Consider the following 25,538-nt stretch of genomic DNA (forward strand, 5'->3'; position numbering starts at 1 on the left):
CCTTTTTATTTGGATTCGCCGTCCTGCGGGGTCCAACGCAGCAAAAATTGCCCTTGTGCGTTATGGCTCCACTCAACAGGAGACGACCATGTCCATTTCGCAGCAGATCAAGGAACATGCCGAGGTCATCGGCGCCGACGGCGTTCATGTCGGCACCGTGGATAAAGTGGAAGGCGACCGGATCAAACTGACCAAGAAAGACAGCGGTGAGGGCTCACATGAGGGCCACCATCACTATATCTCACTAGGCCTTGTGGCCGATGTCGAAGGCAATCAGGTGCGCCTGTCGGCGAATGGCGATGTGGCGGTGACTTTCGAAGAGGAAGAGGGCGGTGGCGCAGCCTAGGTCCTGGCCCCATCCGGTCTTATGGCCTGCCCTATGGGGGCGGGCCTTCTCATAGGGAGGCGCAGCCGCATTAAAGCGGTCAGCGCGAGGGCTCATGGCTGACGGCAGCACCAATAGCCCAAGTGACCCGAAGCGGTTTTTGAGAATGCCGTGAAGCGGCGACCAAGACCAACCGATGGCGGGGCAGGTTAGTGAGCGGGGATAAGTGCTCCATTAGCGGGTTTGGGCCGCCGGGGAAACTCGGCCGCCTTTTTTGTTGGAGATCAGGATGAGCGGGCGCGCCGGACCTCGGGCAGGGCGACGGCAAAGAGGATGGCGGCGGTGATCACAAGCACATAGCCTCCGATGGAAAGATAGAGCACGGCGCCAAGGATGCCTCCAAGGAAGAAGGCAATGATCGTCTGGGTATAGAGGCGCAGGCGGACAAGGGCATTTTCCCGATCCGTGCCGGCGCCCAGGAGCGCCGCGAGCCCGAGGCCAATGTCGGTCGCCATGCCCGAGACATGGGTGGTGCGAACGCGGGCATTGGAGATGCGGGTGGTGGCAGCGTTTTGCAGGCCCATGATAAAGCTCAGGCCCAGCACCAAATGGCCGGCGCCCAAATCGGGAAAGACGATGCGCAGGGCGCCGAGCAGGAGCAGAAGAATGGCCTCGACGGTGATGCTGAACGCATAGATGGCGCGCACGCCACGCCGGCGGCCGAATTCGATCAGAAGCCCGGACACGAAAGCGCCGGTGATGAAGGCCAGGATCAGCGCGCCGAACAGCGCCGCAATGCCCCAATTGCCAAGGCCCAGATGATCGGAAAGGGCTGACACATTGCCGGTCATGTTGGCCGAGAACAGGCCGCCGGCCTGGAAGCCTGCGGCGTTCAGCGCACCGGCCACGCCCGCGAGCAGGGTCGCGAGGCGGATGTCGATGGAAAAGTCTCTTTGATCGCCTTCGCGGATCAGCATGGCTGACACCTCCAGGCCAAGTATGGCTGTTTCACGGGAGGTGCAACAAGCCTTATCCGGCTGGAGGCGTCCAGCTATTCGGCGGGCGTTGGCAGGCCGTTGGCGGCATCGAGTTCGCGTTCGAGGCGCGCCTCTTCTTCGGCCTTGGGCTTGGAGAAGCGGGCCAGAAGCAGATAGGCAACCGGGGTGAGATAGAGCGTGGAAACGGCGGCAAAGCTCAGGCCTCCTACCATGACCCAACCCAGGGCCGAGCGAGCTTCGGCACCGGCGCCACTGGCAAGGACCAGGGGCAGGCCGCCCAATATGGTCGCGATCATGGTCATCATTACCGGACGGAGGCGAATGTTGGAGGCTTCCTCGATCGCCTCGGATACGGAACGGCCCTGGTCGCGGAGTTGGTTGGCAAACTCCACGATCAGGATGCCGTTCTTGGCCATGATGCCGACCACCAGAACAAGGCCGATCTGGCTATAGATGTTGAGGCTCCCGCCGGTGAAGAGGAGGGCATAAAGCGCCGCCGCGACACCGAAGGGCACGGTGGTCATGACGATAATGGCGCTCCAGACGCTTTCGAATTGTGCGGCGAGCACAAGCAGGATGATGACGAGCGCAAAGCCGAAGGTGATGAAAAGGCCATTGCTGGCTTCGCCCAGCGTCTTGGCTTCGGCAAGGGGAATGATGGAGATGCCTTGCGGCAGAAGGGGCCGAGCGATCTCAAGCATTTGCGCATAAGCGTCGCCCAGGGCAAGCTGGCCATCCTCGAGGCTGGCCGAGACCGGGACCGAGCGGCGCTGTTCTTCGCGACGCAGGGACGGGGGGACGGCTGATTCGGTGATGGTGGCGATGGTGGACATGGGCACGAAGCGCCCGTCACCGGTTCGCACGAACAGGGATTCCAGATCGCGCGGGTCATTCACCGGATTGCTGGTTGAGACCATGCGCACGGTGTAGCTGGAATCGTTGATGAAGACGTTGCCGATCTCGGTGCCGTCGATCATGGCCTGCATGGTGGTGGCAAGGCCGTTGATATCGATGCCCAGATCGTCGGCCTTGGCACGATCGACGGTGAGGGTAAGCTGGGGCTGGGTGGTATCATAATCAACGGTAACGCGGCCATAGCGTCCATCTTCATCGAGCCTGTCGGCAATGACCTGCGCGGTTTCGGCAAGCACGTCATAGTCAGGGCCGACGACGCCGAACTGGAGGCCCGAGCCGCCGCCGCGAATGCCAAGAGAATTGCCCTGGCGCACGCTGGCGCGCACGGCAGGCACCTGGGCCATGAGGGCGGTGATGTCGCTGGCGATCTGCTGCTGAGTGCGCTCCCGCTCGCCCCAAGGGGCAAGGGTGAGGGTAAGGGAGCCCCCCGAGCCCCAGCCGGAGAGGACAAAGATGGACTCGACCTCGCCGCTATCCACGAAAGGCTGCAGCATGGATTCAACTGTGGTCAGCTGCGTGCGGATATAGTCGAGGCTGGCTGTGCTGGGCGCGCGCACGCTGAGAGAGATCTGCGAGCGATCTTCGGGCGGGGTGATTTCCTGGCGCAGATTGCCATAGACGAAATAGGACGAGCCGGCGAACAGCAGCGCGATCAGGATCACCACAAAAGGATTGCGGAGTGCGATGCGCAGGGTGTGGCGGTAGATGGCGGCAAAGAAGCGGCCGATGGCGCCAAAGATGCCGCCGGTTTCTTGCGCGCCACCCTGTTTGAGGAGGCGCGAGGCGATCATGGGACCCATTGAAAGGGCGACGACGGAGGAGAGAAGGACCGCAATGGCAAGCGTGAAGCCGAACTCGCGGAACAGGCGGCCGGTTTGTCCGCCCAGGAATGAAAGGGGGACGAAGACGGCAGCCAGCGTCAGCGTGGTTGCGACAACGGCAAAAAACACTTCCTGGGTGCCCAGGACCGCGGCCGCGCGAGGGCCGGCGCCCAGGGCTTTGCGGCGAACAATGTTTTCGAGCACCACAATAGCGTCATCGACCACCAGGCCTGTTGCGAGCACCAGGGCCAGGAGGGTGATAATGTTAAGGGAAAAGCCAGCCAGGTAGATGCCGGCCACGGCGCCGAGGAGGGCGATGGGCATGGACAGGGCGGGGACGATGATGGCGCGCCAATCGAGCAGGAACAGGTAGATAACCCCGACCACGACGACGAGCGAGACGATCAGCGCGATTTCGACCTCATGAAGGGCGCCGTCGATGAAGACGGCATCGTCGCTGGAAACCTTGATGTTGACGCCTTCGGGCAAAGTCTGGTTGAGCGCTTCGACGGCAGCGTGGACGCCTTGAGAAATCTCGATGGTGTTGGACTGGGCCTGGCGCACAATGCCGAGGCCAATACCAGGGGCACCGTCTGAGCGGAGCGCTGAAGTGCTGGCGGCGGCGTCGAAAACGACGGTGGCGACATCGCCCAGGAGGGTCTTGCCGTTGATGATGATGCGCTCGAAATCCTCGGGCGTGGTGACTTCGGAGATGGCGCGAACAGTGATGTTCTGGTTGGGACCGTTGATGGAGCCTGCCGGAGTGTCAAAGGCGATGGTGGCCAGGGCATTGCGAATGTCGGCGACGGTCAAGCCAAGGCTCGCGAGCTTGACGGGATCGACGTCTATTTCGAAGGAGCGATCGCTAGTGCCATAAACCTGCACTTCCGCAACGCCTTCAACGGCGGCGAGGCGCTCGGAGATGACGTCTTCGACGATCTCGCTAAGCTGACCCATGGGCATTGTGTTGGAGGTGACGGCGAGCTGCATTACCGCCTGGGCGTTGCTGTCGGCCTTGAAGATGGTGGGCGCATCGGCGCCGTCGGGCAGATTGCGGGTGACGCGGCTCAGCGCATCGCGCACGTCGGAGGTGGCCGTGTCGATATTGGTGCCGTCGGTGAATTCCAGTGTCACGCGGCTCTGGCCGGTGGAGGAAGAGGAGGAGATGGCGGCAACGCCCTGGACGCGCGCGACGCCGCCTTCAACAATCGCGGTGACTTCACGGTCGACGGTTTCGGCGGCGGCGCCGGTGAAGCTCGTGGAGATGGAGAGCACCGGTTGTTCGACGCTGGGCAGTTCGCGCACTTCGGCGCCAAGCAGAGCAGCAAGTCCCGCAACGACGATCAAGGCGTTGACCACCACGGCCATAATCGGGCGCCGCACGAAGAGCCCCGCCAGGGTTCCGCCGCGTTCGTTTTTCTGCGCGATCGACATGCGGTTTGCTCCGGTCAGGGATTGGCTTGGGCGGCCCGGGTGCTGCCGTCAGGCCCGGAAAGAAGGGTTACCTCGGCGCCTTCACTCAGCTGCAGAATGCCTTCGGTGATAATGGGATCGCCGGGCGCCAGATCGGCCCGCACCAGCACCCCATCGCTGTTGCGCTGGACGATCTCGGCCATCACCTTGGTGGCCTTGCCGTCCTCATATTTCCAGACATAAGAGCCTTCGGCCGACCACAGGATCGCGAGCGGATTAACGGCCGGGTATTGCTCGCCCGGGAAGCTGAGGGCAACCGAGAAGGACATGCCGGCGCGCAGCTGGTTGCGCTCATTAGGGATTTCGGCCTGCACCTGCAGGGTACGGCTGGCCGGGTCCAGCCGATTGTCGACGGCAACGACCTCGCCGTTGAAGCGGCTGCCCGGAATGGCGACGGCCGAAACGGTGACGGAGGCGCCGGGCGCGACGCCAGCGGCGTAGCGCTCGGGCACAAAGAAATCGACCAGGATGGAGGAGCTATCATCGATCGTGGTGACGGCGGTCTGTGCGGCTACGTAATTGCCGGGTGTCACCTTGATGAGGCCGACCGTGCCATCGATGGGGCTGGAAATGGTGCGGCGCTCCAGGGCGACTTCAGCCGTGCGCAGTTCGAGATTGGCATTGTTGGCGGCCAGCTGTGCAGCGGTCAGGGCTGTGGTGGCAACAAGGCTGGAGCCGGCAAGGCTTTCCGTGCGGGTGAGGGTCGCATTGGCGTCGTCGGCCGCAAGCTTGGCACGGTCATAGTCGAGCTGTTCGGCATCGGCATCGAGCCGTGCAATCACGGCACCAGCCTCGATCACCTGCCCAGGACGCACGAGGACTTCTTCCAGCGTGCCGCCCGATGGCGAGGTTACGGTGACTGAATTGGCAGCGCGCGCTTCGCCCACGGCTTGCAGGTCGGCATTGATGGTGGCCAAGGTGACAGGGGTGGTCACGACATTGGTTTGGCGCCCGCCACCACGTCCCCCCGGACGACCCCCAGGTCCGCCGGGACCGGCCTGGGCCTGGGCGCCGGGTTCAGGACCAAAAGGCAGGGAAATGCCATAGCTCGCCAGAGTGGCGGTTGAGCCGGGCACGAAAAAGACCCAGGCCGCTGCTGCAGCCGCCAGAACAATCAGCGACGCCAGTATTTGTCGTATCAAACGCCCAACCTCGAATGTGGATCACCAGCTGCCGACAGTGCCGGTGCATGCGTTTGCGACTCTACCAGCGACAGTTTCCGGTGCATCTTACAATCTTGTAAGGCACGATAAATTTACGACGATATCTCCGCATCGGGGCGGCCGCCCCATTCGGTCCAGGACCCATCATAGACAGCGACATCGCGAGCGCCGGCAAGCTCCAGCGCCAGGGCGAGGGTGGATGCCGTGATGCCCGAGCCGCAGGAGGTGATGATGGGCTGATCGAGCTTGACGCCACGGTCACTGAGGAGCTGGCGGAGTTGTTCGGGCGAGCGCATTTCGCCCGCTTCGGTCAGCAGCGAGACAGGCACGTTGAGGCTCCCCGGGATATGGCCGCCGCGCAGCCCCGCGCGGGGTTCGGGCACTTCGGCGTGAAAACGCGGAGCGGGGCGCGCATCGGCAATCTGGGCGGCAGCATCCCTGCTGCTGTCGCGGACGCGTTCGAAATCGGCAACAAGGGTCGGGTTGAACTGTGGCGTGAAAACCTGGCGCTCGCGCGTAACAAGGCCGGGTTCCGTCGGGCGGCGCTCGGCGCGCCATTTGGGGCCGCCGCCTGCCAGGATGCGCACATCGGGCGCGCCCATGGCGCGAAATGTCCACCAGACGCGAGGCGCGGAAAAGAGCCCGAGTTCGTCATAAACGACGATGGTCATGGCTTCGCTGATGCCCAGGGCACCGACCATGCGCGCGAAATCGGCGGGCGCGGGCAGCATGTGGGGCAGCTCGGAACTGGTATCGGCTATGCCGTCGATGTCGAAGAAGACAGCGCCGGGAATGTGGCCGGCAAGGTATTCGGCCTGCGCATTGCGGGCGGCGTTGGGCATGTGCCAGCTGCCATCGAGGATGACGACATCGGGGTCATCGAGGTGAGCGGCCAGCCACTCAGTGGTGACAAAGGGATTATCCACGGCGCGACTCCTTGGGTGATGGCGACAGGATGAAGTGGTGGGGCGGGATAGTCAAACATGCGGTGGGGGAGGGGCATTCGTCGCATGGTTGAGCCAGGGCTCTGCAGGTGTGCCCGTGTTGGGGCGGCGCTCGGATCGCGCCGCAAGATCGCGCGCTGGGATGGGAAAGTGGCGCTGCGTGCAAGGGCTTGGGATGCGCTAGGCGGCGGTCTGGCCTTTTGGGGCAGGGCCGGAACTTTCGCGCAGAATCAGTTCCACGGGCCAGAGTTCGCCGATCTGCTCGGCTGGTTTGCCCGCGAGGATCTGGAGCGTCAGCTCGGCCAACCGGGCGCCGGCCTGGCGGATGGAGGAGCGGGTGGTGGACATGGTGGGAAACATGTTGTCCGCGTTCAGATAAGGGAAGACGTCGTCATGGGCGATGACGGAAACGTCGCGCCCCATGGTGAGCCCGGCCTGGCGAATGGCCCGGAAGACGCCCAGGGCGGTCATCATGGAGCCGGCAAGGAATGCCGTAGGGGCGGGGCGGATCTCCAGCATCGCCTGGGCGAGGCGGAAGGCGGCTTCGTCGGTGAAGAGGCTATTGGCCATAAGCGCGGGATCAAAGGGGATGCCGCGTGAGGAGAGAGCCGCAAGGTAGCCGATCTCGCGGTGCTCGGAAAAGGTGCGGCCCTTGACGCCGTTGAGCAGGGCGATCCGGCGGTGGCCGAGATCGAGCAGGTGAGTGGTGGCGCGCTCCATGGCGCCGGTATTATCGATGTCGAGCCAGGCGACGGGGGCGTTGATGTTGGTGCGGCCATGCAGCACGAAGGGGATTTTGAGTTCGGACAAAAGCGCGGCGCGCTCGTCGTTGACCGTGGGGGAATGAAGGATAACCGCGTCCACCTTCTGGCTCGATGCGGCCCGGCGATAGGCGGCGATTTCGTCGGCATAGCTTTCCACGATGGTGACGACGATATCGACTTCCTGCTCGCCCAGCCTGCTGCCGAGACCGGCGAGAAACTCGCTCATATGTGGGCCAAGTTCATGGGCGCCACGCAGAACAACGCCTACGGCGCCCGAGCGCCCAGTGGCCAGGCGCAGGGCGCTGGCATGAGGACGATAGCCCAGGCGCTCGGCGGTTTCCGCGACACGACGGCGGGTTGCCTCGTTGACTTCGGGGTAGCCATTGAGCGCGCGACTGACAGTGGTTTGCGACAGGCCCAAATGTTGGGCCAGATCCTTCAGTCTCATGGCCGTGTTCAGTCCCCCCGAGTGGTGCAGGCACGATTGCATAATGTCGTGCAACGAAGCTGCACGCGCTGTGCCGACCACTTTTCCGGGCAAGCAGGCCGCCTTTTTTGGCGTTCCTGCACCCTCCTCCGGCAGTATTCAAAGCGATTTCAAATTTTCATGCAAGAGCGGAAATGAGCGAGCTCCGAAGTGAGGTGCGTACCTCAGGCGATAGGGGGCAAAATTAACTCATTTGGGCGCGGAAAGATCCTAAGGCATTGCAGAAAAAGATCATTCTCCACAGCGTGTGCCGAGTTATTAAGAATCTCTGGTGTCCCAGCTTGACAGAAATGGGGCGCTCTGTTTCCATTTCCTTCAAAGCGCTTTGGAAACCGGCGGAACAGCCGCCAGTGCTGGTGCTTTAGGGAGGCGGACGATCCGGGCTATGCGCATTGCTGCGCAGGCCGGACTTTGTGTCTCCCCGTAAATGGTTCATTCGGGAGGATATCTAATGAAAATCAACAAGCTGCTCGCCGGTCTCTTGACGAGCGTCACGCTGGTTGCGGGCGCTGCCCAGGCGGCCGAGCTGTCGATCGTTTCGGGTGACACGGGGACGGGCCTGGCATTCCTGCAGTCCGAGCTCGACATTTTCACCGAGCAGACTGGCCACACCGTGACCATCGTGCCAATGCCATCGTCCACGAGCGACCAGTTCGGCCAGTATCGGCTGTGGCTGGCAGCAGGCAATGCCGACATCGACGTTTATACAACCGACGTGATCTGGGCGCCGCAGCTTGCCGATCAGTTCCTCGATTTGAGCGAGGCTGCAGCGGATGTGATCGACGAGCATTACCCATCCATTATCGAATCCCAGACCGTTGAGGGCAAGCTGGTCGCCATCCCCGGCTATACCGACGCGCCAGCCCTGTTCTATCGCAAGGATCTGCTGGAAAAGCACGGCAAGGAAGTGCCAAAGACCTGGTCGGAACTGCATGCCACCGCTCAGGAAATCATGGATGCCGAGCGCGCTGAAGGCGCTACCGACCTTTGGGGCTTCGTGTTCCAGGGCAATGCCTATGAAGGGCTGACCTGTAACGCCCTGGAATGGGTCAACTCCTATGGTGGCGGCCAGATCATCGAAGCCGATGGCACGATCTCGATCAACAATCCGCAGGCCGTGGCGGCGCTGGAAGAAGCCGCAAGCTGGATCGGCACGATCTCGCCTGAAGGCAACCTTGCCTATATGGAAGAAGAAAGCCGCGGCGTTTGGCAGCTGGGCAATGCCGTGTTCATGCGCAACTGGCCCTATGCCTATGCGCTGTCCAACAGCGACGACTCGGCCGTGAAGGGCAAGTTCGACGTGGCGCCGCTTCCAGCCGGTGAAGGCGAGGGCGCAAAGCCATCGGGTACGCTGGGCGGCTGGAACTATGCCGTTTCGAAATATTCGCCTGAGCCCGATGCTGCAACCGAGCTGGCCCTGTTCCTGGGTTCCGCGGAGTCGCAAAAGCGCCGCGCCATCCAGCAGAACAACCTTCCATCCATCCAGGCGCTCTACCAGGATGCCGAAGTGCTTGAAGCTGCCCCGTTCATGGCCGCCTGGGAAGAAATCTTCCAGTCTGCCGTGCCGCGTCCTTCGGCTCCGGCGCAGGCCAATTACAACGAGGCTTCCTCGCTGTTCTGGAGTGCCGTCCACAACACGCTTTCGGGCAATGGTTCGGCCGCCGAGAACCTTGAGCTGCTCGAAGTCGACCTCGAAGACCTGCTGAACTAAGCCGTCCGGCTTTATTGGCAACAGGGATGCGGGCGGCTGCCGTCCGCATCCCAAAAAAAATCAGACATCAGGGGGAAGCTGCATGACGACCGAAGCGCTCAAAATGCCGGCGGTTGCGCAGAGGCAGGGGCGGTCCGAATTGATGCAGCAGCGCGTTCGCGCTGCACGCTGGTTCCTGCTGCCGATGATGATTGCGCTTGCCGTGGTTGCCGGTTGGCCGCTGGCGCGCTCGATCTACTTCTCCTTCACCGATGTGAAGCTCAACAATCTTTATGGCGCCGAATGGGTCGGCTTTGCCAATTACCTGCAGATCCGCACGCTGGAGAGTGGGCGCACGATTTATCGCGGTGTGCTGGCGGATCCTGACTGGTGGAATGCCGTCTGGAATACGGTGCGCTTTGCCTTCTGGTCAGTGCTTTGGGAAACCATTTTGGGCATGATCGTGGCTCTGGTGCTGAACGCCGAGTTCCGGGGGCGCGGCATTGTGCGTGCGGCCATCCTGATCCCATGGGCCATTCCGACGATCGTTTCAGCACGCATGTGGAGCTGGATGCTGAACGACCAATTCGGCATTCTCAACGATTTAGGCATGCGGCTGGGCTTGCTGGCGGCGCCAGTGGCCTGGACGGCTTCACCCGATACGGCCATGACTGCGGTTCTGGTGGTGGATATCTGGAAAACCACGCCCTTCATGGCGCTGCTGATCTTGGCGGGGCTGCAGATGATCCCCAAGGACATCTATGAGGCGGCCAATATCGACGGCGTACATCCGATCAAGCAGTTCTTCCGCATTACCCTGCCGCTGGTGCGGCCTGCGCTGATGGTGGCGATCATCTTCCGTGTGCTGGATGCCTTGCGTATCTTTGATTTGATCTATGTGCTGACGCCCAATTCTGCGGCGACCAAGACAATGTCGGTGCTGGCGCAGGAGAACCTCTTCCAGTTCGACAATTTCGCCGAAGGGTCGACGCAGTCAACGCTGCTGTTCCTGCTGATCGCGCTGTTCACCATCATCTATATCTGGCTCGGCAAGGTCAATTTTGACGGGGGAGCCCGCTGATGACTGCGACCTTCGACCTTTGGAAAGTCACCAAGCGCGTCTTGTTCTATGCGCTGGTGGTGTTCATCGTCCTCGTCTCGGTATTCCCGTTCTATTACGCGATCCTGACGAGCCTGGAGACCGGAACAGATCTGTTTCGCATCAATTACTGGCCGACCTCGTTCAGCCTCGCCAACTACGAATCCGTCTTCAACCAGGGCTCGTTCCCGCGCAATTTGTTGAACTCGGTTTTCGTGGCATCCGTTACGGTGCTGCTGGCGCTTTTCCTGGCGGTAACGGCGAGCTTTGCCCTAAGTCGGGTGCGGTTCAGGGGGCGCGGGCTGCTGCTGATGACAATCCTTGCCGTCTCCATGTTCCCGCAGATCGCCGTGCTGGCTGGCCTGTTCGAAGTGATCCGGTTTCTGGGGATCTACAACACACCTTGGGCGCTGATCTTTTCCTATACGATCTTCACCTTGCCCTTCACCGTTTGGGTCCTGACCACGTTTATGCGCGACTTGCCGGTGGAAATCGAGGAAGCGGCGATCGTGGATGGGGCGAGCCCATGGGTCATCATCACCCGCGTGTTCATGCCACTAATGTGGCCTGCGCTGGTGACCACGGGGCTCCTGGCTTTTATCGGCGCCTGGAACGAGTTCCTGTTCGCGCTGACCTTCACGGTATCAAACCAGACCCGCACGGTTCCTGTCGCCATCGCGCTGCTGTCGGGCGGTTCGCAGTATGAAATTCCCTGGGGCATCATCATGGCCGCATCGGTGATCGTGACCGTGCCGCTCGTTGTGCTGGTTCTGGTTTTCCAGCGCAAGATTGTGTCTGGTCTGACGGCCGGCGGCGTCAAAGGCTAAGGAGCAAAGAAATGGCAAGCATCGAGCTTCGCAACGTCCGCAAGGCCTTTGGCGCGGTCGAGGTGATCAAGGGCGTGGACCTCGAGGTCCGCAAGGGCGAATTCATGGTGTTCGTGGGGCCTTCGGGGTGTGGCAAGTCCACCCTGCTGCGCCTGATCTCGGGGCTGGAGGATATCACCTCGGGCGAGATGCTGTTTGACGGCAAGGTGGTCAACTCCCTGGCGCCATCCAAGCGCGGCATCGCCATGGTGTTCCAGTCCTATGCGCTTTATCCGCACATGAGCGTCTACGACAACATGGCGTTCGGGCTGACGCTGGAGAAGGGCCAGAGTAAGGACGAGATCCGGCGGCGCGTGGAAAAGGCCGCCGACATGCTGCAAATCCGGCAATATCTCGATCGTTTGCCCAAGCAGCTTTCGGGCGGGCAGCGCCAGCGTGTTGCCATCGGACGGGCGATTACGCGCGACCCCAAGGTGTTCCTGTTCGACGAGCCACTGTCGAACCTCGACGCCGCCTTGCGGGTGGCGACCCGGATCGAGATCGCCAAGCTCCACGAGGAAATGAACAACGTCACCATGATCTATGTGACGCATGACCAGGTGGAAGCCATGACCCTGGCCGACCGCATCTGCGTGTTGCGCGATGGGCTGGTGGAGCAGGTGGGCACGCCCATGGAGCTTTATGAAAAGCCCAATTCGGTGTTTGTTGCCGGCTTTATCGGTTCACCCAAGATGAATTTCATTGGGGGCGAGCGCGCCGAGGCGTTCAATGCCGAAATCCTGGGCATACGCGGCGAGCACATCACCATTGTGCCCGAAAATGGGGTTTGGAGCGGAACGGTGATCCACACCGAGAATCTGGGCGCCGACAGCTATGTTTATCTTGAAATGGGCACCGAAGAGCCTGTTGTGGTGCGGCTGGATGGCTCCAACACCTACAGAAGCGGCGATGTGGTGCAGATTTCGCCCATGAACGACAAGATCCACCGCTTCAACGCCGCTGGAAAGCCCATCGCCTGAGCTGCAGGGCAGCCTTGCCGAAATTGCGCTCCTTCCCCTGAGCCGGCTGTGGAATTGTTCCGCAACCGGCTCCGCCGATCAAGTTTTTGACCAACCGCCTTTGACGTGATCAAAGGCCGCAAGAGATGCGTCGCAGAGGTGCCGTTTCAGCAGTTTGCCGCGTCGATTGGCCTTGCTCCAATTGCCGCGGCTGCCAAATCCCAGGAGACCATAATGCCGATCCGTACCCTGATCTGGGGCGAAAACGTCCACGAGCAGAAAAACAGAGTTGTGGCCGAGAACTATCCCGAAGGCATGCACAACCAGATTGCCAAGCTCCTCCAGAGCGACAGCAATATCGTAACGAAGACCACGACCTTGCAGGAGCCCGAGCACGGTTGCACTAAAGAAGCGCTGGCACAAACCGATGTGCTGATCTGGTGGGGTCACGCGGCGCATGGTCAGGTCGAGGACGAGGTCGTCGAGCGCATTGCCAAGCGCGTATGGGAAGGCATGGGGCTGATCGTTCTCCATTCGGGGCACTTCTCCAAGATCTTCAAGCGCCTGATGGGCGCACCCTGCGGACTGAACTGGCGCGAAGCAGGGGAGCGCGAGCGGCTATGGGTCACCAATCCGGGACATCCCATTGCCCAGGGCCTGCCGCCCTATTTCGAGCTCGAAATGGAAGAAATGTATGGCGAACCTTTCTCAGTGCCCGAGCCGCTTGAAACGGTGTTCGTGTCCTGGTTCCAGGGTGGGGAAGTGTTCCGCTCGGGCCTGACATACCGTCGGGGTGCGGGCAATATCTTCTACTTCCGGCCGGGCCACGAAACCTACCCGACCTACCACAATGATACGGTCGGTTTGGTGCTGCGCAATGCGGTGAACTGGGCCTATAATGCCAACCAATTCCCACAATTGCTCGAGGCACCCAATGTGCCTGTTGACGAGGCGCTCGAAAAGATCGAAGAGCGCGGCCCGAAGCTGCATCACGGGCGCCAAGAGGGGTTCCGCTAGGCTCCCTGCTCTCCAAACCTCATGGTGAGCTTGTTGAACCATGGGGTTTGGGCACGATCTTGCCAGGCTCCTTGGCTTCGACAGGCTCAGGATGAGGCCGAACATCCAACACCAACAGATCATCTAGCGCGGACCGGCAGGTGCCGCATGGGAAAAATAATATGCGGATCCTTATTCTGGGAACCGGCGGCATGGCCAACCAACATGCCAAGCACTTTTCGGCCATCGAGGGTGTATCGGTCGTCGCGGGCGTGGACGTTGATCCAGCGCGCGTGGAAGCGTTCAACGCAACGCACAATATCGAGCGCGGCTTCGGCTCGCTCGATGCCGCGCTTGCCTGGGGCGAGTTTGACGGGGTGGCCAACGTGACTCCTGATTCCATTCACCATGCGACCACCATGGCGGCACTGCGCGCGGGCAAGCATGTGTTCTGTGAAAAGCCTCTGGCAACCGACCACGCCAAAGCCATGGAGATGACCGAGACGGCGGAAGCTATGGGTCTGATCAACATGGTTAACCTCACCTACCGCAATGTGAGCCAGCTGCAGAAGGCGCGCGAGATCGTGCAGTCGGGGCAGGTGGGCAAGGTCAAGCATTTCGAGGCGAGCTATCTGCAGAGCTGGCTGGTGAGCAAGGCTTGGGGCGATTGGCGCACGGAATCGCAATGGCTTTGGCGCCTGAGCAAAAAGCATGGCTCAAATGGCGTGCTGGGCGACATCGGCGTGCATATTCTCGATTTTGCCGCCTATGGCGCGGGGAGCGACTTTTCCAAGGTGTTCTGTCGGCTTCATACCTTCGAGAAGGCGGAGAATAACCGGATCGGGGAATATGAACTCGACGCCAATGACAGCTTTGCCATGACGGCGCAGCTTGAGAATGGCGCCCTGGGCGTGATCCACGCGACGCGCTGGGCAACGGGGCACTTCAACGAGTTGCGGCTGCGGGTTTATGGCGAGCTGGGCTCGGTCGAGGTGCAGCATCGCCATGATTGGTCGCAGTTGCGCACCTGCCTCGGAGCTGATGCGGAAACCGGCACATGGACGGAGGTTCCGGTGGATCCGGTGCCAACCAATTACATGCGCTTTGTGGAGGCCTTTCGCGCTGGAAAGAATCTGGAGCCCAGCTTCCGGCACGCCACCAATATCCAGAAAGTGCTGGACCTGTCACTGGTAACGGATCGCGACGGGCTCGAACACGCGGTTTGAGCCGGGTTTGAAGAGGCTCGAAGCAATGCGGGCCTTTTTGTTGCGCGACTGGCTTCGTGTTGGTGGCGCAAGACCTTGCAAGAGCCTCCTGCCGTAGCAATCTATGGCCTAGCGAAAAGGAGCGTCACGCCATGGGTATCGTCTGGGCCATTATTATCGGGTTCTTTGCGGGGCTTATTGCCAAGTGGATTACGCCGGGCAAGCACAAGCCGAGCGGATTCATCCTCACGACCGTACTGGGCATTGTTGGCTCGGTGCTCGCAACCTGGCTGGGGCAGGCGGTGGGTTGGTACGAGGCCGGTGACGGGGCGGGGTTCATTGCGTCGATTGTGGGCGCGGTCATCATCCTGCTCGCCTGGGGCCAGATGGCGAGAAGCCGGGCTTAGTTTAGCGCAGACCTCCATTTGTCCAGCCGCATGGTTCGACGGGCTCACCATGAGGTCGTCTGGTGATAGTGGATGGGAAAAGGGCGCCCGGTGGGCGCCCTTTGTCGATTACTCGATTACGGTGATACGGCCATCCGTGAAGGGCGTGTATTCGCCGCCCATGCTCGCAATATAATCGGCCAGCACTTCCTCGAGCGGCGGGCCAAAGTCGTAGGCGTTTTCGCCGCTGGCGAAAGTCTCGTAGCCGTCGCCGCCGCCGCGATTGTAGTTGTTGGTGACGATGGTGTAGGTGGCCTCTTGGTCGATAGGCTCGAAGCTGTCGCCAGAGCCGACCATGACGTCGCTGACGCGTTCACCGGCGGGCTTGGAAAGCGTGTAGGAGTATTTCAGCCCCGCCACCTGCGGGAAGCGGCCGGCGGCATTTTCCACATCGCTGACGCCGTTTTCCAGCGCTTCGATGACGTCGGCACCCGAGATCTGCACGGTTGCCAGCGTGTTGGAGAAGGGCAGGACGGTGATCACTTCGCCCTTGGTGATTTCGCCCGCGTCGATCGAAGCGCGCAGGCCACCACCGTTCTGGATGGCAATGGTTGCGCCCTGGTCCTTGGCGCGGGCCAGCATGGCTTCGGCAACGAGATTGCCCATCTGGCATTCCACGGCGCGGCAGGTTTCGCGCGAACCGTCGATTGCAGCCGTGGTGGTGCCGATCACTTCACCCATGGCCTCTTCGATAGGGGCAGCAAGTTCAGCGAGTTGGCCCTTGAAGCCTTCGTTGCCCTCGACGGAGGCGTCGATCAGGAAGGGTTCGCCTTCCGCCGATGTCACCACGCCATTGTCGTCCCAGGTGATGGCGATATCGCCGAGATATTTGCCATATTGATTGGCCTGGACCACGGGCACTTCAATTCCATCGGGATTGGTGACCATGGTGGGATAGGGGCCGGCGGCGCCTTCTGCTGTGTTGGAAAGCAGAGTGTGGCTATGGCCACCCACGATCACGTCAACGAGCGGCAGCGCCGCGGCGACTTCCAGATCCACCGTGTAGCCAATGTGGGAAAGGAGGATGATCTTGTTGACGCCAGCGGCCTCGAGCGCTTCGGAGGCGCCGCGCACATATTGAATCACATCGGTGAATTCCACATGGGGGCCCGGCGAGGCGATGTCAGGCGTATCCTCGGTGGTGGCGCCGATAATGCCGATCTTTTCGCCGCCGACTTCCACCACGATGGAGCCCTTGATCTTGCCCTTGAGGTTTGGATCGCGGGAGACGTCAAAATTGCCGCCGATGATGGGGAATTCGGCCGCTTCAATGAACTTCATGAATTCTTCGGGACCGTCATCGAATTCGTGATTTCCGGTGGCGACGACATCGAAGCCCATCTGGTTGAAGAAGTCGGAAACGACCTTGGACTTGTAGGTGGTGTAATAGAGCGAGCCCTGGAAATTGTCGCCAGCCGACAGGAGCAGGGAATTGCCCGCTTCATATTTGGCGCGCGTGTCGTCAATAATGGTTTTCAGGCGCGCAATGCCGCCGAAACACTCGCCGGCTGCATCCGTTTCGGCATCGCAATTGCTGTCGGTCCCGGTAATTGGATCGAAGCGGGAATGGAAATCATTGATGTGGAGGATGTTGAGCGTGAACTCGGCATAGGCCGCGCTCGACATCGCGGCGCAAAGCGTCAGCGCGGTGGCGCCCAGAAGAAGACTTTTCATCCCTTTATCCCTTGTGCTGGTCGTCTTGGTTGTTTGCGCCGCCAGGTCTTTTGACCGGCAGCAGCCGGCAGAGAACAAGGGCAGTTAACCAGTTCTTTGTTGCAGTGAAAAGCGCCGCGTCGGGCTCTTGCCCATGCCTGGAGACGATTGATGATCCGCGAGACGGCTTTTGGGCTTAATTGCATCGCCGGGGTTCCCTTGGCGGCACAAACGGGTAATCTCCGCCCGTTTGATTTGCGGGGGGTTTGAGCCTTGAAAAGTGCATTGATTGTTTATGGCGGCTGGTCGGGGCATGACCCAGAAGAATGCGCCGCCATTTATCGCCGCTGGCTGCACGAGGATGGCTTTTCTGTGCGCATGGCGACCGAAACCAGCGCATTTGCTGATCCGTCCATCCATGATCTGTCCTTGATCGTTCCGATCTTTACGATGAGCAAGATCGAAAAAGCCGAGGTCGAAAACCTCACCAAGGCGGTGGAGAACGGCGTAGGTCTTGCCGGTCACCATGGCGGCATGAGCGATGCGTTCCGCGACTCGGTGGATTACCAGTTCATGGTGGGCGGCCAATGGGTGGCGCATCCCGGCAATATCATCGATTACACGGTCGATGTCGCTGATCCGCTCGATCCGGTCATGGCGGGGATCAAGTCGTTCCCCTATACGTCCGAGCAATATTACATGCATGTGGACCCATCCAACCATGTGCTGGCGACCACGACCTTTACCGGCGAGCATGCCTCCTGGATCAACGGCGTGAAGATGCCAGTGGTTTGGAAGCGCCAGCATGGCAAGGGGCGGGTGTTCCACTCAACGCTGGGCCACCAGGCCAAGGAATTCGAGAACCGCGAAATGGCAACGATCCTGCGCCGGGGGATCAACTGGGCCGCGCGCGACGAGTAGCGCCGGCATGCTCAGCCATCACCGGCAATAATATATCGGTGATGGTGAGCCATTCCTGCTCGCGATACCGTAGCTTGGAACAGTGCGGTATCGCAGGGCGGAAGAAGCAATGACGGATATCAAGAGCCTGCCGGGCAGCCAGGGGCCGCTGATCTACCGGCAGTCGATCTGGACGCGGATTACCCATTGGCTCTGGGTGATTTGCCTGTTCTTTTTGCTGCTGACGGGGCTGCAGATATTCAATGCCCACCCTGCGCTCTACCTCGGACAGGAGTCCGGGTTCGAGTACGATAATTCCATTCTTCGAATAGGCGCCTTCAACACCGATGCCGGGCCGCGCGGCAGGATCACGCTGTTTGGGCAAACATTCGACACGACGGGCGTGCTTGGGGTCAGCGGGCCTAAGGAGCGCCCGGTGTTCACCGCCTTTCCAGGCGCGCTCACGATCCCGGGATACCGCGACTTAGCAACCGGGCGGGTGGTCCACTTCTTTTTTGCCTGGGTGTTTGTGGGGACCATGCTGGTGTGGTTCGTGGCAAGCCTGGTCAATGGGCATTTGCGGCGGGATGTCGTTCCGCGTCCTGCCGATCTCAAGGCGCTGCCGAGCGATATCGCGGCTCACGCGCGCTTTCGCCTCAAGCACGGGCGCAGTTATGGACCACTGCAAAAGCTTAGCTATTTCGTGGTCTTCTTTGTTCTTTTTCCGCTGATCGTGCTGACCGGCTTGACCATGAGCCCGGGTGTAAATGCTTCGGCACCCTGGATGCTGGATCTGTTTGGCGGTCGGCAAACGGCGCGGACGATCCACTTCATCGTCATGCTGCTGTTGGTCGCTTTCTTTGTCGTCCACGTTCTCATGGTGATTGCCGCCGGGCCGATCAACGAGCTGCGTTCCATGATCACCGGCTGGTATCGGGCGAGCCCGGGAACGCCGACCGGAGAGGGAGACAAGCCATGAGCAAGCTTATTACGCGTCGCAATTTTCTTCGCAGCTCAGTGGTGGCCGGGTCTGGCCTCGTTCTCGCCGGGTGTGACCAGTTCAACTTCCTGGCCGACCAGAGCAACCCTATCCGGCAGGTGGTGGAACGGGCCAATGTGCTGACCTACCAGGCGCAGCGGGCGCTGATTGGCGAGCAGACGCTGGCGCGGGAATATTCCGCCAGCGAGATCCGCCAGGGGCAGCGACCCAATGGCTCAACCGATCCCACTACGCCTGAATACCAGTTCCTGCGGGCGCAGGACTTCGTTCCCTATCGCTTTACCGTCAAGGGCATGGTGGAGCGGGAAGTGAGCTTTTCGCTAGATGAACTGCGCAATATGCCAGCGCGCTCCCAGATCACTCGCCACGATTGCGTGGAAGGGTGGAGCTGCATCGCCAAATGGACGGGCACGCCTTTGGGGCCGATCCTTGACATGGCCAGGGTGAAGCCGGGTGCGCGCTATGCTGTCTACCATTGCTTCGACAATATCCAGCGCACGATATCGGGCGACATCCTGTATTATACCAGCTCGGATCTGGTGGATGCCTATCACCCCCAGTCCATCCTGAGCTATGGGCTCAATGACCAGCCGCTGCCGGTCGCCAATGGAGCGCCGGTCCGGCTGCGGATCGAGCGGGCGCTGGGGTATAAACAGCCCAAATATCTTCATACGGTGGAATTGGTGGATAGCCTTGAGGGGTTCGGCCGCGGCAGGGGCGGGTATTGGGAAGATACGGGTTATGACTGGTATGGGGGGATTTGACGGCTGAGCTAGCTATTGCGTTCCAGCCATAGGTCATCAACCTCGGGCTTGACCCCAGAGGTCTCCACTTTCAACCAGCGCTGTTAAGTGCAGAGCCCTCGGGTCAAGCCCAAGGGTGACGTCTTGTGGTTGGTGACAGATGCATCCCCCTCATGCACTCGGCCTTCCGGATTTACCTTGCAAAACTGCCGAAGCTCGCCCACATAGGGGCATCGTCACCGGCGCATGGACCTTTTGGGGATCCGCTGGCGCCAGGACTTTGGTGACGGACTTCTCTTCTTATCCCAAGCGGTGAGCGGCGAAGTCAGCCTGGAAACTGTTGTCCAGGTTCAAGCCAGCACCCGCGCGATATCCCTTTTATCGCCCGATTGCACCTGTTGATGCGCTCGCCCGCGTTTGGGTCGGCGTCATGCGCGCTGCATCGTCCTGCGCGCGTCGCAGCGCCTTTGGGCGCAGAAAGAACTGAACTTGAACAATTTTATCTCTCTTGGTCTTCCCTCTGTCCTTACCGACAGCCTCACCGCTGGCGGGTTCACCGAGCCCACCAAGATTCAGTCGCAGGCTATTCCAAAGCTGATGGAAGGTCGCGATATGATGGGCATTGCCCAGACCGGCTCGGGCAAGACCGCAGCCTTTGGCCTGCCGATCCTGGCCGGCATTCTGGGCCTCACCGGTCGTCCCCGGCCGCTGACCACGCGGGCGCTGATTTTGGCGCCTACGCGCGAACTGGCCGTGCAGATCGACGAAGCCATTCGCAAATTTGCCGGCTCCAAGATGAAGCTCGATACGGTCCTGCTCCTGGGCGGCGTCTCGCGCTATCATCAGGTCAAAAAGCTTGAGCGTGGCGTCGACATCACTGTCGCAACGCCCGGCCGTCTCAAGGATCTGATGGACGACGGCAAGATCCGCCTCAACGAAACGCGCTGGCTCGTGCTCGATGAAGCGGACCGCATGCTCGACATGGGCTTTATTGCTCCGGTGCGTGCCATTGCCAAGGCAATCGGCTTCAAGCGCCAGACCATGATGTTCTCGGCTACGATGGCGCCTGAAGTCGCTGATCTCGCCAAAAGCCTTCTTAACGAGCCCGTGCGCGTGGATGCGTCCGTCGCTGGTTCCACCGTGGTCAAGATCGACCAGCGCGTGATCCTGTCGGGCGCGAAGGCCAAGCGCGGCGTGCTCAATGAATTGCTGGCCAGCGAAACCGAAAAGATGGAGCGCGTGATCATCTTTGCGCGCACCAAGCACGGTGCCGATCGCGTTGCCAAGAACCTCGAGATCGACGGCCACAAGGCTGCTGCTATCCACGGCAACAAGTCGCAGAATGCGCGTCAGGCGGCGCTCAAGGGCTTTGCCACGGGCGATGTGCGGATCCTGGTGGCTACCGATATTGCGGCGCGCGGCATCGACGTGCCCGGCATCACCCATGTGGTGAACTATGAACTGCCGGACGATCCGGAAAACTATGTGCATCGTATCGGCCGAACCGGCCGTAACGGCGCTTCGGGCTTTGCCATTACGCTGTGCGATGGCACGGAGCGTGGCAAGCTGCGCGATGTGGAACGGCTGATCCGGCGCACCCTCCCAGTGTCGGGCGATCTGCACCTAGCCAACGACACGGGCGTGGTTGAAGCGCCGCGCTCGGCTTACAAGAAGTCCGGCAATGGCCGCCCAGGCCCGCGCTCGGCCAAGAATCCGCGCACGCAAGTTGATCGTCGCTCGCCTGCCGAGCGCCGACCTTTTGCAGAGTTCGGCAAGGAAGGCGCGCCCAAGAGCCAGCCGCACCATCAGCCATCGGATGCGCCACGCACGCGTCCAGCTGCTGAAGGGCGGACCCGTCCGGAAGGTCAGGCCCCGCGCGGCGTTCGCCGGGATCTGGAAACCGGTAAGCCCATGGCGCCCAAGGTCGCTGACGGCGCAGGCAAGCCCAAGCAGCGCTGGGGCAAGGCGCAAAAGGATGCGTTGCGCACCGGCGGGCGGTCCAATGCCGATCGGCAGCGCGGTCGCGTAGCCTAGGCCTTGTTTGCACGATAAGAAAAAGGCGGCCCTGGTGGCCGCCTTTTTGTTTGGGGGAGTGCATGGCATCTATCGCGATCATCGGACCGGGAGCGCTGGGCGGCACGATCGCGGCGTGGTTGGCGCAAAATCCCGGCCATGACATCACGCTTTGCGTACGTACGCCGTTTCAATCCTTGCGTGTGCAAACGCCTGTTGGCGAGCTGACTGCAATTCCTGCGATCGCCACGTCGGCAAACGCAGTGCAGGCAGTGGACTGGGTCATTGTCGCCACCAAAACCTATGATGTGCCCTCCCTTGAGCCCTGGTTGCAGGCACTTGTGGGTGCCCAAACCCGCGTCGCTGTCTTGCAGAACGGGGTGGAGCATGTGGCGCGCTTTGCTAGCCTCTTGCCCGAGGCGGTGATCGTGCCGGCCATTGCGGATATTCCCGCTTCACGCCTGGCACCGGGAGAGATGGTTCAGCAGCGGCTAGGCTGGATCGTGGTGCCGGAAGGGCAGAATGGCGCTGATTTCGTAGCGCTCTTCACCCATTGCCCCGTCGATGTTTCTGCCGTCCGGGACTGGACAACGCGAGCCTGGCGCAAGCTGTGCCTTAACTGCGCAGGGGCGGTTTCCACCCTGCTGATGCGGTCGACGGGGCCAGTCTGGTCGGCGGAGATCGAGGCGATGGTGCGGGGTCTTGTTACCGAATGCGTTCATGTGGGGCGCGCAGAGGGAGCCTATCTCGATGACGCCATCGTGGAGGCGGTGGTAGAGGGTGCTCGAAAGGCACCGGAAGGCGCGGGTAATTCCATGTATGCCGATCGATTGGCCGGCCGCTCCATGGAACTTGATGCTCGCAACGGGGTCATTGTGCGCCTGGGCCAAAAGCACGCAATTCCCACCCCCACCAATGCGCTAGTGGTTGCCTTGCTTTCGGGGGCGGGCAGCCCCTGGATCAGCTAGGCGACCGAGGCGAGATAAAGAAAATCCCTGGTACTCGCTTTAGGAGGAGTGGATGGGGTCAGGCGATCAAGGAAGCTCTTGGACCAATTTTCCACGCTGTGCTTGCGCGCAGCCTCCATCAGCGACTGCCAGCGTGAAATGCGCTCATCGAGCGGCATGTCGAGCGCCATGCGCAGGGCTTCGGCGGTCTCGTCGGTGTCGAAGGGATTGACCAGAAGGGCAGTATCGAAAATCTCCGCTGCGCCAGCAAAGCGCGACAGCACCAGAACGCCAGGGTCCTTCGGATCCTGCGAGCCGACATATTCATGCGCAACCAGATTCATGCCGTCGCGCAGGGGCGTAACGAGCCCCACCTTGGCCAGCCGATAGAGCCCTGCGAGGCTTGCCTGGCCGTAGGCACGCTTGACATAGGTCAGGGGCGACCAGTCGGGCTCGGCAAAGCGACCCATTACGCGACCACACATGGCGTCCAGCGTTTCGCTGATTTCCTGGTATTCCTTGATGCTGTCACGCGAAGGTGGCGCGACCTGCAGCATATGAACATTGCGCCGGAAGCGCGCATCATTGGCGAGGAGCTTTTCATAGGCTTCCACGCGCTGCGGCAGTCCCTTGGAATAATCGAGCCGGTCCACACCAAGGATCAAGGTTTGCTTGCCCAGAACCGGCTCCATCCGCTTGATCATTTTGGTCGCCGCGGAGCTCACCGCCAGTTTCGCAAAGGCTTCGGGATCCGAGCCGATGGGGAAAGCGGCTACTTCAGTGCGGCCAAAATCGATGAACTGGGGTTCATTGCCGGCGAGATCGGGCGGCGAGTGGTGTTCGACAAACTCGTTGAACGCAGAGATATCGCGCTGCGCCTGCATGCCGATCAGATCATAGCGCGACAGATCCTGCATCAGTTGCTGATGGTTTGGGATGGCATAAAGCGCATCTAGCGTGGGGAAGGGGATATGGAGATAGAAGCCGATGCGGTTGCGCACGCCCAAAGCGCGCAGCTCACTTGCGAGCGGGATCAGGTGGTAGTCATGCACCCAGATGATGTCGCCAGGCTTGATCAGGGGCAGGAGGGAGCGGGCGAATTGCGCGTTTACACGCCGATAGCCTTCATACCAATGCCCCTCGATGGTCGCGAGATCGAGCCGAAGATGAAAGGAAGGCCAGAGGATGGAATTGGAGAAGCCGGCATAATAGGCCTGATGATCATCGCGGTTGAGATCGATCTGGGCAACGGACAGGCCATCGACGTCGTCGAAGCGCGCTTCCTTGGCCGGTGTTTCCACGAGCTTGCCAGACCAGCCGAACCAAAAGCCTTCGCGCTCGGCCAGGGTCTTGCGCAGGGCGACGGCCAAGCCGCCCGCCGCTGGACCCTTGCCTGGCGTGCGGTTCGATACAACGATTAGCCTGCTCAACTGAATATGCCCCCCGGCTTTTTGCTAGTGTGTTTGTGCCAGCTCGCGATCGCGTGCTGCAATATCTCCCAAGCCCTTGATCAAGGCATGTACGGACGCGACATTGGCAATGCGCATGCGCGCAGCCGTGTCGCCTTCGCCGAGCTTGATGCCGACGCCGCCCAATTCCTGCGCGGCAATAAAGGCGTCTTCATCGGTGGTGTCGTCGCCAATAAAGATCGGCGTGCGACCCAGGAACGGTTCTTCGCGCATGAAGGCACGCAAGGCGTCGCCCTTGTTTACGCCGCTCGGACGAGCTTCGAACACCATCTTGCCGGGCACAAGGGTGAAATCGGCAACATTGTTGAGCGCTTCCTCCATGGCCGAGCGGGCAGTTTCTTCAAGCTCCGGGGCTTGGCGGAAATGGAGAGCGACGGCGCCTTCCTTGGCTTCCATGATGAGGCCAGGATGAGCATGAACCACGTGCTCGATGCTGTGGGCAATTGCCTCGGCGCCCTGCATGACGGCAGGATCAATGGTTTCGACGAAGCCATCGGCGCGGCGTCGCTGCGTGCCATGGGCACCGGCAACCGGCAGGTGAAGCGGCGCCAAGAAGCGGTCGATATCGGCGATCTCCCGGCCCGTGATGACGGCAAAAGCCGAGTCCAATTCACGCGCTGCCCGTTCGAGTTCGGCTGCAAGGCTTTGCGGCACTTCGATATCGTCGGGTCTTTCTGCCAGTTCCACCAATGTGCCGTCGAAATCGGTGAAGATCGCCAATTGCGGTATGGCGTGGGAGGAAACGGCATCGATTTCGGACATCGGGAGACCTGCGCTTGGACTAATTCCAGACGCTCAACGCGTGGGTCGGGTATTGGTTCAGCAAGGCTGCCATGTTGCGAACGGGAGGCGGCGCGATGCCAGAAAGCAAACAATAGGTCAGCGGCTGCGCACAAGTTCGATCAAGGCAATGCCGGCAGCGTCGAGCAGTTGAAGGGAGTCGCCGGTCTGCCGATAATTGGCTGTCGTTTCCAACGCAGCAAAGAGTGCCGTTTCCTGTTTCATGACATTGTCGGCGCAAGCCATCCGGGTGCCGACCACGGGCCCGAAACTCAGTGGCTGGTCGGCAAAGCTGGCTTCGGTGAAGTAGTTGTTGCACCCGCCATGGCCGCCCGCGCGATAATCGGCCGCTATGGCGAAGGTGACCTTGGTTTCGTCCAGAACAGGCGTGCCCCCAATGCTGGCAACGGTCCAGAGCGTATCAAGAAGAGGCGGGACGATCTCCGCGCCCAATTGTGCAGTCGGCGCAGGATCGGGTGAGTAGCGCACGGTGAGCGGCGTGTCTTTGAGTTCGGTGAGGTTTACCGGCACGGGGCTTTGGCTGCGGAAGATGACACGGTATCCTGAGCGGATCTGCGCCAGCAAACCGAATGATCCGCCTTGCTCCACAATCTTGCTGCGAACGTTTAGCGTGTAGGCAAGTGCGGGTTGAGCGGCCTTGCCGATCGGTGCGGAAGCGCTGGCGATGGTGGCGCCGCTCGGCAAGGAGACAAGGCTCACCCACAGCTTCGCTTCGGGCGGCACGCTACGGCGCTCGTCATAGTGGACCTCGCCACGGAAGGTGACGTCCGCCGCCAGAGCGGGAGCGGCGAAAGTGAATACGGCAATGGCTGCCAACACCAATCTGGTGAACATGGGTTTCCTCCTGCCGCAAGAGGAGGA

22 protein-coding genes are annotated in these 25,538 nt (G+C 61.1%); 13 read left to right on the forward strand and 9 right to left on the reverse strand.

What is annotated here, in order from left to right:
• Positions 1-88 precede the first annotated feature (88 nt).
• Positions 89-346 carry a DUF2171 domain-containing protein gene (locus DDE77_RS08690; protein ID WP_108397069.1) on the forward strand — a complete coding sequence of 86 codons (258 nt, stop codon included), beginning with the start codon at positions 89-91 and terminating at the stop codon, positions 344-346.
• Between the two features lie 263 nt (positions 347-609).
• On the opposite strand, the gene DDE77_RS08695 is transcribed toward DDE77_RS08690, so the two are convergent.
• The 5 genes from DDE77_RS08695 to DDE77_RS08715 form a co-directional block, all read right to left on the reverse strand.
• Positions 610-1,302, reverse strand: a complete 693-nt coding sequence (locus tag DDE77_RS08695) for a YoaK family protein (RefSeq protein WP_108397070.1) — start codon at positions 1,300-1,302, stop codon at positions 610-612.
• Positions 1,303-1,376: 74 nt separating this feature from the next.
• On the reverse strand, positions 1,377-4,493 hold the full coding sequence (locus DDE77_RS08700) for an efflux RND transporter permease subunit (protein WP_108397071.1): 3,117 nt from the start codon (positions 4,491-4,493) through the stop codon (positions 1,377-1,379).
• A gap of 14 nt (positions 4,494-4,507) precedes the next feature.
• A complete protein-coding gene (locus DDE77_RS08705; RefSeq protein WP_108397072.1) occupies positions 4,508-5,674 on the reverse strand; it encodes an efflux RND transporter periplasmic adaptor subunit in 1,167 nt (388 codons plus the stop codon).
• 113 nt (positions 5,675-5,787) lie between these two features.
• On the reverse strand, positions 5,788-6,621 hold the full coding sequence (sseA, locus tag DDE77_RS08710) for a 3-mercaptopyruvate sulfurtransferase (protein ID WP_108397073.1): 834 nt from the start codon (positions 6,619-6,621) through the stop codon (positions 5,788-5,790).
• 198 nt (positions 6,622-6,819) lie between these two features.
• The gene (locus DDE77_RS08715) at positions 6,820-7,851 is read right to left on the reverse strand and encodes a substrate-binding domain-containing protein (protein WP_108397074.1); all 1,032 of its coding nucleotides are present in this window, start codon (positions 7,849-7,851) and stop codon (positions 6,820-6,822) included.
• A gap of 490 nt (positions 7,852-8,341) precedes the next feature.
• On the opposite strand from DDE77_RS08715, the gene DDE77_RS08720 reads away from it, so the two are divergent.
• From DDE77_RS08720 to DDE77_RS08750, 7 genes are all read left to right on the forward strand, one after another.
• On the forward strand, positions 8,342-9,601 hold the full coding sequence (locus tag DDE77_RS08720) for an ABC transporter substrate-binding protein (protein WP_108397075.1): 1,260 nt from the start codon (positions 8,342-8,344) through the stop codon (positions 9,599-9,601).
• Positions 9,602-9,683: 82 nt separating this feature from the next.
• The gene (locus tag DDE77_RS08725; protein WP_108397076.1) at positions 9,684-10,661 is read left to right on the forward strand and encodes a carbohydrate ABC transporter permease; all 978 of its coding nucleotides are present in this window, start codon (positions 9,684-9,686) and stop codon (positions 10,659-10,661) included.
• The gene (locus DDE77_RS08730; protein ID WP_108397077.1) at positions 10,661-11,506 is read left to right on the forward strand and encodes a carbohydrate ABC transporter permease; all 846 of its coding nucleotides are present in this window, start codon (positions 10,661-10,663) and stop codon (positions 11,504-11,506) included. Before DDE77_RS08725 ends, DDE77_RS08730 begins: the two co-directional genes overlap by 1 nt.
• An 11-nt stretch (positions 11,507-11,517) precedes the next feature.
• Positions 11,518-12,525, forward strand: coding sequence for an ABC transporter ATP-binding protein (locus DDE77_RS08735; protein WP_108397078.1), 1,008 nt, complete (start codon positions 11,518-11,520; stop codon positions 12,523-12,525).
• 213 nt (positions 12,526-12,738) lie between these two features.
• The gene (locus tag DDE77_RS08740) at positions 12,739-13,521 is read left to right on the forward strand and encodes a ThuA domain-containing protein (protein WP_108397235.1); all 783 of its coding nucleotides are present in this window, start codon (positions 12,739-12,741) and stop codon (positions 13,519-13,521) included.
• 161 nt (positions 13,522-13,682) lie between these two features.
• Positions 13,683-14,726: a Gfo/Idh/MocA family protein gene (locus DDE77_RS08745; RefSeq protein WP_108397079.1), complete on the forward strand. Its 1,044-nt coding sequence runs from the start codon at positions 13,683-13,685 to the stop codon at positions 14,724-14,726.
• 131 nt (positions 14,727-14,857) lie between these two features.
• Positions 14,858-15,112 carry a GlsB/YeaQ/YmgE family stress response membrane protein gene (locus tag DDE77_RS08750; protein ID WP_108397080.1) on the forward strand — a complete coding sequence of 85 codons (255 nt, stop codon included), beginning with the start codon at positions 14,858-14,860 and terminating at the stop codon, positions 15,110-15,112.
• Positions 15,113-15,220: 108 nt separating this feature from the next.
• Here the strand turns inward: DDE77_RS08750 and DDE77_RS08755 are convergent, their stop codons facing one another.
• Positions 15,221-16,825 carry a bifunctional metallophosphatase/5'-nucleotidase gene (locus DDE77_RS08755; protein ID WP_108397236.1) on the reverse strand — a complete coding sequence of 535 codons (1,605 nt, stop codon included), beginning with the start codon at positions 16,823-16,825 and terminating at the stop codon, positions 15,221-15,223.
• Between the two features lie 252 nt (positions 16,826-17,077).
• Here DDE77_RS08755 and DDE77_RS08760 point away from each other — a divergent pair, with 252 nt between their 5' ends.
• The 5 genes from DDE77_RS08760 (at position 17,078) to DDE77_RS08780 (ending at position 22,428) form a co-directional block, all read left to right on the forward strand.
• Positions 17,078-17,725 carry a ThuA domain-containing protein gene (locus DDE77_RS08760; protein WP_108397081.1) on the forward strand — a complete coding sequence of 216 codons (648 nt, stop codon included), beginning with the start codon at positions 17,078-17,080 and terminating at the stop codon, positions 17,723-17,725.
• A 109-nt stretch (positions 17,726-17,834) separates the two neighbouring features.
• The gene (locus tag DDE77_RS08765) at positions 17,835-18,683 is read left to right on the forward strand and encodes a cytochrome b/b6 domain-containing protein (protein WP_108397082.1); all 849 of its coding nucleotides are present in this window, start codon (positions 17,835-17,837) and stop codon (positions 18,681-18,683) included.
• Entirely contained in the window at positions 18,680-19,468 is a 789-nt protein-coding gene (locus tag DDE77_RS08770) for a molybdopterin-dependent oxidoreductase (protein WP_108397083.1), read from the forward strand. Before DDE77_RS08765 ends, DDE77_RS08770 begins: the two co-directional genes overlap by 4 nt.
• 468 nt (positions 19,469-19,936) lie before the next feature.
• Entirely contained in the window at positions 19,937-21,481 is a 1,545-nt protein-coding gene (locus tag DDE77_RS08775; protein ID WP_245895143.1) for a DEAD/DEAH box helicase, read from the forward strand.
• 62 nt (positions 21,482-21,543) lie between these two features.
• Complete coding sequence (locus tag DDE77_RS08780) at positions 21,544-22,428, forward strand: 2-dehydropantoate 2-reductase (RefSeq protein WP_108397084.1); 885 nt, start codon at positions 21,544-21,546, stop codon at positions 22,426-22,428.
• Here DDE77_RS08780 and DDE77_RS08785 read toward each other — a convergent pair.
• The 3 genes from DDE77_RS08785 to DDE77_RS08795 all read right to left on the reverse strand — a co-directional run bounded on the left by DDE77_RS08785 (position 22,425) and on the right by DDE77_RS08795 (position 25,511).
• A complete protein-coding gene (locus DDE77_RS08785; RefSeq protein WP_108397085.1) occupies positions 22,425-23,837 on the reverse strand; it encodes an alpha,alpha-trehalose-phosphate synthase (UDP-forming) in 1,413 nt (470 codons plus the stop codon). The two genes, DDE77_RS08780 and DDE77_RS08785, sit on opposite strands and share 4 nt — an antisense overlap.
• Positions 23,838-23,861: 24 nt before the next feature.
• On the reverse strand, positions 23,862-24,638 hold the full coding sequence (gene otsB / locus DDE77_RS08790) for a trehalose-phosphatase (RefSeq protein ID WP_108397086.1): 777 nt from the start codon (positions 24,636-24,638) through the stop codon (positions 23,862-23,864).
• A 117-nt stretch (positions 24,639-24,755) separates the two neighbouring features.
• Positions 24,756-25,511, reverse strand: a complete 756-nt coding sequence (locus DDE77_RS08795) for an META domain-containing protein (RefSeq protein WP_108397087.1) — start codon at positions 25,509-25,511, stop codon at positions 24,756-24,758.
• Positions 25,512-25,538: the final 27 nt, after the last annotated feature.

The sequence above is a fragment of the Devosia submarina genome, assembly GCF_003056345.1.
Classification (GTDB): domain Bacteria; phylum Pseudomonadota; class Alphaproteobacteria; order Rhizobiales; family Devosiaceae; genus Devosia; species Devosia submarina.

What these genes read in the sequence shown, in the direction of transcription:
- DDE77_RS08690 (WP_108397069.1), top strand. Translation starts at nt 89, where the DNA reads ATGTCCATTTCGCAGCAGATCAAGGAACATGCCGAGGTCATCGGCGCC.
- DDE77_RS08695 (WP_108397070.1), bottom strand. Translation starts at nt 1,302, where the DNA reads ATGCTGATCCGCGAAGGCGATCAAAGAGACTTTTCCATCGACATCCGC.
- DDE77_RS08700 (WP_108397071.1), bottom strand. Translation starts at nt 4,493, where the DNA reads ATGTCGATCGCGCAGAAAAACGAACGCGGCGGAACCCTGGCGGGGCTC.
- DDE77_RS08715 (WP_108397074.1), bottom strand. Translation starts at nt 7,851, where the DNA reads ATGAGACTGAAGGATCTGGCCCAACATTTGGGCCTGTCGCAAACCACT.
- DDE77_RS08720 (WP_108397075.1), top strand. Translation starts at nt 8,342, where the DNA reads ATGAAAATCAACAAGCTGCTCGCCGGTCTCTTGACGAGCGTCACGCTG.
- DDE77_RS08725 (WP_108397076.1), top strand. Translation starts at nt 9,684, where the DNA reads ATGACGACCGAAGCGCTCAAAATGCCGGCGGTTGCGCAGAGGCAGGGG.
- DDE77_RS08730 (WP_108397077.1), top strand. Translation starts at nt 10,661, where the DNA reads ATGACTGCGACCTTCGACCTTTGGAAAGTCACCAAGCGCGTCTTGTTC.
- DDE77_RS08735 (WP_108397078.1), top strand. Translation starts at nt 11,518, where the DNA reads ATGGCAAGCATCGAGCTTCGCAACGTCCGCAAGGCCTTTGGCGCGGTC.
- DDE77_RS08740 (WP_108397235.1), top strand. Translation starts at nt 12,739, where the DNA reads ATGCCGATCCGTACCCTGATCTGGGGCGAAAACGTCCACGAGCAGAAA.
- DDE77_RS08745 (WP_108397079.1), top strand. Translation starts at nt 13,683, where the DNA reads ATGCGGATCCTTATTCTGGGAACCGGCGGCATGGCCAACCAACATGCC.
- DDE77_RS08750 (WP_108397080.1), top strand. Translation starts at nt 14,858, where the DNA reads ATGGGTATCGTCTGGGCCATTATTATCGGGTTCTTTGCGGGGCTTATT.
- DDE77_RS08755 (WP_108397236.1), bottom strand. Translation starts at nt 16,825, where the DNA reads ATGAAAAGTCTTCTTCTGGGCGCCACCGCGCTGACGCTTTGCGCCGCG.
- DDE77_RS08765 (WP_108397082.1), top strand. Translation starts at nt 17,835, where the DNA reads ATGACGGATATCAAGAGCCTGCCGGGCAGCCAGGGGCCGCTGATCTAC.
- DDE77_RS08770 (WP_108397083.1), top strand. Translation starts at nt 18,680, where the DNA reads ATGAGCAAGCTTATTACGCGTCGCAATTTTCTTCGCAGCTCAGTGGTG.
- DDE77_RS08780 (WP_108397084.1), top strand. Translation starts at nt 21,544, where the DNA reads ATGGCATCTATCGCGATCATCGGACCGGGAGCGCTGGGCGGCACGATC.
- otsB (WP_108397086.1), bottom strand. Translation starts at nt 24,638, where the DNA reads ATGTCCGAAATCGATGCCGTTTCCTCCCACGCCATACCGCAATTGGCG.
- DDE77_RS08795 (WP_108397087.1), bottom strand. Translation starts at nt 25,511, where the DNA reads ATGTTCACCAGATTGGTGTTGGCAGCCATTGCCGTATTCACTTTCGCC.